Raw genomic sequence first — 4,711 nt, forward strand, 5'->3', positions numbered from 1 at the left:
GTAGATTGGCAATCAACCGAGTACCCTTGGGCACTAAGATAGTTCACAATGTCTCGTTTAGAGCTGTTGTCCACTACTTGAATGACAAGTTGATGATACTGCTTTGCTTCTCCTTGAAAGACCTCAGCAGCATGACGCTTTGCAAGTAACAGTGCCATAGGACAACGTTGCTCACGCAAATCAAGTAACATGGATTCCATTGTATTGCTCTGCACTTATGATAGGGTTGTATTGTAACGGCTTTTTGAGCTGGTGCTAGCACTTCTGACATGATTTAACCACATGCTGAAATAGCTCGGATATAAAATAATTTACGAAACCAATTCATTTATTTCCGGTCTTACTGTTAGCTTATATCCTCACGGATAACCAAAACGTATGTGGCGCTGTTAATAGGCTCTCGACCTGTAACCACATGCTTATGTATTTTGGAGAACCTTGTAAACGTATGTTAAAACGCACTCGCTCGCTAGTTTGCTTATGTCTTGCTGCTGCCATCAGTTCGCCGACAACTTATGCCAATAGCATTGACTTGCCAGACATTGGCACAGCTGCTGGTGGCACGCTTTCAATAGACCAAGAGTTGATTTATGGCGACGCCTATATGCGTATGCTCAGAGCCAGTAAACCTATCGTTAATGACCCTGTCATCAATGAATATATTGACTCTCTTGGGCACAAATTAGTGGCCAATGCGAATGATGTAAAAACGCCGTTCCACTTCTTTATGATTCGCGACCGTAATATCAACGCGTTCGCGTTTTTTGGTGGCTATGTAGCGCTGCATTCTGGGTTGTTTCTTCATGCTCGTTCAGAAAGTGAGCTGGCCTCTGTTGTCGCTCACGAGATAGCGCACGTCACACAACGTCATCTTGCTCGGAGTATGGAAGAACAAGCACGCCGCTCTCCGGCCACATTAGCCGCACTTGCGGGGGCACTACTGCTTTCAATTGCCTCACCCGAAGCGGGGATGGCTGCAATTACAGCAGCAACCGCGGGCAACATGCAAAGTCAAATCAACTACACTCGTGCAAACGAAAAAGAAGCGGATCGCTTTGGTATTTCGACACTAGCAAAAGCCGGTTTTGATGTTCAAGCAATGCCAAGGTTTTTTGGCCGTCTTGCTGATGAGTATCGTTACGCGAGTAAACCGCCACCAATGCTCCTGACTCACCCTCTGCCTGAAGATCGAATTACCGATAGCCGTGCGCGAGCAAGAACCTATCCTCCAATGCGTGTTGTGCCTTCAATAGACTATCATCTAGCTCGCGCGCGCATTGTGGCTCGTTACGCTGGCATTGATGGACAAGCCGCCCTGAGCTGGTTTGAGCGAACTCAAAAGAAAGCCTCTGCGGACATTACACCTGCTTTTGATTATGGTCGAGCACTCGTGCATTTAGACAATAAACGCTTATCTCAAGCGGAACCAATTTTGAAAAAGTTACTGGAACAAGACCCAAGTAACCCGTTTTACTTGGATGCTATGACGGATTTATACATCGAGAAGAAGCAGCCAGAAAAAGCGACCGAGATGCTCCGTAAAGCGTTATCTCGTAACCCTCAAAATAAAGTATTAACCATTAACTACGCCAATGCGCTACTTGAGGACAATAAAAACGATCAAGCCACGCGAGTTCTTCAAAGATACACTCATGACTATCCTGAAGATACAAATGGCTGGCACCTAATATCGAAGAGCTACCACGCGCTAGGGCGTAGCGATGAAGAATTGGCTGCTCGAGCGGAAATTTTGGCATTGCGAGCAAATTGGAATAAAGCGATTCAATATTATAGTGAAGCAAGTAAAATGGCCAAGTTGGGCAGCTTAGAGCAAGCGCGATACGATGCCCGTATCGACCAACTCATGATCCAAAGAGATCGATTCATGGCATTACAATAACGAAATGGAGAAAACCATGTCAGTCGTGATTTATCACAACCCTCGTTGCTCAAAGAGCCGTCAAACACTTGAACTACTTGAGCAAAATGGTGTTACACCGGAAGTCGTCAAATACCTAGACACACCACTTAACGTGGATGAACTAAAAGCGCTGTACGCCCAGCTTGGCTTTTCATCTGTACGTGAAATGATGCGCACTAAAGAAAGTGAATATAAAGAGCTTGGCTTAGGCGAAGACTCCGTCAGCGATGAGCAATTATTCGAAGCAATGGCGAAAAATCCAAAGTTGTTTGAACGTCCGGTAGTCGTTGCTAACGGCAAAGCAAAAATTGGTCGCCCACCAGAGCAAGTGTTGGATATTTTATAAATGGATTGCCAGATCCTTATTTTGTATTTCAGCCGTCATGGCTCGACAAAACAACTGGCAAGACAAATAGCAAGAGGAGTCGAATCGACTCCTCAATGCCAAGCAGTTTTGCGTACAGTTGAAGAATTGTCACCTCACTCACACTCCCCTTCTGATCCAATTGTTACTCTAGAGGAACTGAAAACGTGCGACGGTCTAGCGTTTGGCAGTCCCGTCTGGTTTGGCAACATGGCAGCGCCTTTAAAGCACTTCTGGGATCAGACTACATCTTTATGGGTCAGTGGTGACTTAATCGATAAGCCTGCTTGTGTCTTTGCCTCTTCGTCCTCGATGCATGGTGGTCAAGAAACAACGTTACAAAGCATGATGACCCCTTTATTGCATCACGGGATGATGGTTTTGGGCATTCCTTATTCCGAGCCAGAGTTACACACTACGCAGTCCGGAGGCACTCCGTATGGCGCCAGCAGTGTAGGCCATGAGGCAACCCTAAGCAGTGAAGAGATTCGCCTGACACAACAATTAGGCAAAAGGCTGGCAACTGCAGCGTTAAAACTAAAAGTCTGTTAGTAAAATCAAGGATAGTTAATCGATGTCTGACTCTTTAGACCAAACACCACTCGGTACACAGGCTAAAACCTATCGTTACCTGGCTTTATTTGGCAACTTAGCCTTATTAGCCTGGGTCGCTATTTGGCAGCTTGCGTTATCCCCTCACCCTCACCTCAGCAGCACAACACTTGCTATTGCTTGGTGTATTCCGCTACTACTTCCGTTGCCTGGTATTTTAGCTGGTAAGCCTTACACTCATGCTTGGGCTAACTTTGTTCTTATGCTGTATTTCTTGCATGCTCTGACCATCCTTTATGTGGATGGGGGTGAACGCTGGCTTGCGGCAGTGGAACTGATACTGACTTCACTCGGTTTCGCTGGCAATATTTTGTTTGCTAGAGCGAGAGGCAAAGAGCTAGGTCTTAAGTTGAAACGCCTCTCTCAAGTAGAAAAAGAAGAAAAAGCGAAATTCAATAAATAACGCCAATTGCAGTCAATCACTGATCATTGGTTCGAATACGAATTTAGAAAACAAAAAGAGTCGCTATTGCGACTCTTTTTTATGCTTACCACATTGGTCTTTGATCCTTGCGTTTCACGCCTGGAACGCTACCAAGGAGATTACGATGCCGAGCGCCACTCGTAGATCAAGTCATACTGTTCTCGGGCAGGCTCCACAATCATCGGCTGAGTTGGCTGTGTTTCGTCACTTGCTTCTGCCACAATATCTACTGGTACTTCAGGCTGCGCTTCTTTTGGCGTCGCGGCGTCTTTTGCTTCATTACTCTGAACCAATGGCTCTTCTTCTTGAGTTGAAGCTGGGGCATCAACTTCACCTAAAGGATCTTCAAAAACCATTAATTGAGAAATAGAAGAAGCTTCTTTCTCAAAAGCTTGTTGTGATGCCAAAAGGTGGATGTTGAGCGTTAACTCGTCCCCTTGAACACGCTTAATCTCTGTACCCGCAACCGAATTAAGTTGTTTTAACGCATTCTCTAAACGGAAGAAGTCCGTGGCAGAGGTTACATTAAGGACTTTCACTGCTAGCGCTTTTGAAGACTTTCCTGAAACCACAACTGCACTCTTACTTGCATAGTAGTCTGCGATGCCATCCACCATTTCTGCAATAGCATTAGCACCTGATACAGACCCGCTACGCGGAGAACGTTGCGCTTCTACAATTCTCGTTGGCGACTGGTCGTAGAGTGTCCAACGAATTTGTTCACCTTGAGCCCGTACAACCAAAACGGCGTCAGCTGGGTAGCGCTGGCTGGCTTGACCAATTGGCTCAATAAAGCCGCCCCAAAGATCAGAGACATTAACACCGGTTACATCATCAAAATCCCCAACCGGGATAGTGATTGGTAGGCCTCTTAATTTCGCTGCGCTACGAAGTGCTGCAACATTTGAAGATTCAGAATGTTCCCACGCAATGTTACGATCGTAACCCTGTTCTTCAACCATCCAAACTAAAATATTGGCACGATTTGGCGACCAAGATGGCAATTGTGCTTGTGTTAAAAGAGAGCTGATTTGGTCGTTGTTAAACAACATTTTTAAGCTCGCTTTTCCATCAACCTGCCCATAGCTTAGTTGAGAAATGTAACGCGCACTTGAGCTAAGTGCCTTTTTAATCACTGGATTGCTTAAAGAGGATTGAGAACCGGTCGCTCGAACAATCACATCCTGCATACCTTGTTGACGAGCCAAAGACTCACCGTCGTTCTGCTCACTGTCGATAACCACTTCGGCACGATAGATATCCACCTGAGTTAATGCATATACTGGTAGGGACAACCAACCTATCAGTAAGAGAGCTAAATAGCGCATAGTTTTTATAATCCTCTGAACAAGAACCCGAATAATAAGCAACTATCAAATCTTGAGCAAGG

Annotated in this window: 6 protein-coding genes; 4 read left to right on the plus strand and 2 right to left on the minus strand. The window is 45.5% G+C overall.

The window, feature by feature from the left end; translation table 11 throughout:
• Positions 1-200, minus strand: a 200-nt coding sequence (locus IQR33_RS10095) for a sulfurtransferase TusA family protein (RefSeq protein WP_416222673.1), incomplete at its 3' end; no start/stop codon positions are given.
• Between the two features lie 248 nt (positions 201-448).
• Here IQR33_RS10095 and IQR33_RS10100 point away from each other — a divergent pair.
• Genes IQR33_RS10100 through IQR33_RS10115 form a run of 4 tightly spaced genes read left to right on the plus strand, consistent with a single transcriptional unit; the run spans position 449 to position 3,300 of the window.
• Positions 449-1,900 carry a tetratricopeptide repeat protein gene (locus IQR33_RS10100; protein WP_005394337.1) on the plus strand — a complete coding sequence of 484 codons (1,452 nt, stop codon included), beginning with the start codon at positions 449-451 and terminating at the stop codon, positions 1,898-1,900.
• A 16-nt stretch (positions 1,901-1,916) separates the two neighbouring features.
• Positions 1,917-2,267, plus strand: coding sequence for an arsenate reductase (glutaredoxin) (gene arsC, locus IQR33_RS10105; RefSeq protein WP_005380410.1), 351 nt, complete (start codon positions 1,917-1,919; stop codon positions 2,265-2,267).
• Complete coding sequence (gene wrbA / locus IQR33_RS10110; RefSeq protein ID WP_193837305.1) at positions 2,268-2,837, plus strand: NAD(P)H:quinone oxidoreductase; 570 nt, start codon at positions 2,268-2,270, stop codon at positions 2,835-2,837.
• A gap of 22 nt (positions 2,838-2,859) precedes the next feature.
• A complete protein-coding gene (locus tag IQR33_RS10115) occupies positions 2,860-3,300 on the plus strand; it encodes a DUF2069 domain-containing protein (protein ID WP_005380407.1) in 441 nt (146 codons plus the stop codon).
• Positions 3,301-3,440: 140 nt separating this feature from the next.
• Here the strand turns inward: IQR33_RS10115 and IQR33_RS10120 are convergent, their stop codons facing one another.
• Positions 3,441-4,649 carry a DUF2066 domain-containing protein gene (locus IQR33_RS10120; protein WP_005380405.1) on the minus strand — a complete coding sequence of 403 codons (1,209 nt, stop codon included), beginning with the start codon at positions 4,647-4,649 and terminating at the stop codon, positions 3,441-3,443.
• Positions 4,650-4,711 lie beyond the last annotated feature (62 nt).

It is taken from the genome of Vibrio sp. OPT46 (assembly GCF_015163535.1).
GTDB classification, from domain to species: Bacteria; Pseudomonadota; Gammaproteobacteria; order Enterobacterales; family Vibrionaceae; genus Vibrio; species Vibrio alginolyticus.

Coding starts and splice junctions, on each gene's coding strand:
- IQR33_RS10115 (WP_005380407.1), top strand. CDS start 2,860: ATGTCTGACTCTTTAGACCAAACACCACTCGGTACACAGGCTAAAACC.
- IQR33_RS10100 (WP_005394337.1), top strand. CDS start 449: ATGTTAAAACGCACTCGCTCGCTAGTTTGCTTATGTCTTGCTGCTGCC.
- IQR33_RS10120 (WP_005380405.1), bottom strand. CDS start 4,649: ATGCGCTATTTAGCTCTCTTACTGATAGGTTGGTTGTCCCTACCAGTA.
- wrbA (WP_193837305.1), top strand. CDS start 2,268: ATGGATTGCCAGATCCTTATTTTGTATTTCAGCCGTCATGGCTCGACA.
- arsC (WP_005380410.1), top strand. CDS start 1,917: ATGTCAGTCGTGATTTATCACAACCCTCGTTGCTCAAAGAGCCGTCAA.